Genomic DNA, 2,097 nt, shown 5'->3' with positions numbered 1-2,097 from the left:
GCATCCATTCCCTCCAGCACCCCGGCCTCGCTCAAATAGTTCTGCACATTCACCACGTTCACCAACAACGCCGCCAACGGCACCACTCCCCCGCTGTTGACCACCACGGGCGAATTCACAATCCGCTCCACCCGCCCAACCCCAATGGCTTTCCCCGTCTTGTTCACCCATTCACCCAACGCCTCGGCCCGTTGCCCGAACAACTTCCACACTTGCCGCGCGCCCTCGGTCACGAACTGCAAACGGCTTTCCCCGCCCAACCTCGCGGCAAGAAAAATGCTCATCCACGACGCGCTGAAACCCTTGTCACCCTTGAGCAACAACAACGCTGCACCCAGCCGATTGACCAGCACATTCCATTGACTGTCGGCCTCGCGGGCCATGGTCGCGATGTCATCCAGCACCACCACACTCAACGGCGCCAGGGCCTGATGGGTGGCGCTGATGTTGTCGGCGGACAGGGCGGCCATCAACTCGCCAAGGCGCGAGGCGTTGTTGACTGCGGCCTCAAGCGACGGTGTCCAGGCGTTGAACAGTTGCCGAAGTGCGCCACCGTCGGCGGCGCGCACGTAGTCGGCGTATTGCTCGGCGCCTTGGGCGCGGATGCATTGAGCGGTCAGGCAACCGCTGGCGAGTTCAGTCAGCCATTGGCGCGTCGGCAGGTCGTCGTAATCGACAAACCAGGTGCCGCTGGCCGAGCGTTTCAGGTACACGCCACGGTCGGCGAACAACGCAGTGTGGTGTTGTTCGAGTTGTTGGAAGTGGCCGGCGGCGGTGTCGGTGAACCATGTGTCCATGGCATCGAGGTCGATGTACTTGCCGACCTTGGCGCTGAATGCGTGATTGTTGAGGTTGGCGTGTTTTTCCGCGCGGTATTGCCGGACCACTTCCTCCGCTTCGTAGTACAGGTCGGCCGGAATAAACGCCCGCACCGGGCCGACGATGGCTGCGATACGCGCATCACGGGCGGCCGCTTCGGCCTGGGTCGGCCGACCGCCGTATTGACGATTCCGGGTTTCAACCCTGAGTTCTTCATGCAGGCGATCCTGGGTGTCGAGCATGATCTGGCCCTGCTCGGGCGTGAGGCTGATGTCGCGATCCTTGTAGCGATAACTGAGATTACCGGCCAGTTCGGCGCCATCCTCGCTGATCAAGCTGCGCACAAAGCCGCCGATGCTCAGGCGCAGATTGTTTTCGCCCAACCATTTTTCGTGGCCGGCTTCCAGCCATTCCTGTTCGTGGTTGATGTCGCGCAACACACCCAAGTCATCGTCCAGACAGGCGAAGACGGCGAACAATCCCTCTCTTTGCGCTTTGGCGTTTTCCAGCCAATCCCGCGTGCCCTGACCGTCCCATGACTCGGCGCTCCATTCGCCCGGCGGCTCGTCGCTGGCGTCGGGATGTTGATCGAGAACCTTGTGACGTTCGCGGATACGGTGTTTGGCGTCTGTGTAGGCTTTGATGTTGGATGGAGTTGGGTCGTCTAACAGCGTTGCGCCAAGGGCGTCGGTGTCCTCGGCGTTTTTTTGCTGATCGGCTTTCATCGACCGGGCGTAGGTGCCGGGGATCAGTTCGGCCAAGACCTCATCGCACTTGTCCAACGGCGGACAGTGCGGAGCTTGTAACTCATCGGCCACCGTGCGCAGGGCAATGTGGCGCATGTGCTGGCTGCGTTTGGCGCTGCTCTCGCTCAGTGACTGGCAGTGCTCGGCGTTCAAGGGGAATTCGCTGTAAAGCATCCAGGCGTCGTGGATTTTTTGCAGCGCCAGGCCCGTGAGTGTGGCGTCGGCTACCGGAGTGGCCGCCGCGTCCAGCGCCTGTTCCTGCAACAACCCCTGCGGCGAAATAGCAAAACGCTTGAGCGGCCCCTGATGCTGCCAGAGGTATACAAACCCTGCGCGCAAACGACGTGCAGCCATCGGTCGGCTCTGCGGCGTAATACCGGGAACGCAACAAGCGTGTTCAGCCTTTTCGTGCGCCAGCGCGTAACGCACCGGCACCACAAACAGTTCGGGCTGACTGGCGGGACACGGATGCACCGTGCAACTGATATCAGCGTGTGGCTGGGCTTTGGCCTCGCGTTCGGCCTGAGCGGCC

Annotated in this window: 1 protein-coding gene; it reads right to left on the bottom strand. The window is 61.7% G+C overall.

Translation table 11 applies throughout. The features are described from left to right. Nucleotides 1-2,097 (bottom strand): toxin VasX (locus AACY50_RS28515; RefSeq protein ID WP_339539926.1); only part of this gene is annotated, 2,097 nt, incomplete at both ends.

Origin of the sequence: Pseudomonas sp. RA_15y_Pfl2_54, assembly GCF_963971015.1 — a bacterium.
Classification (GTDB): Bacteria; Pseudomonadota; Gammaproteobacteria; order Pseudomonadales; family Pseudomonadaceae; genus Aquipseudomonas; species Aquipseudomonas baetica_A.
This window is presented reverse-complemented; position numbering and strand designations above follow the sequence as displayed.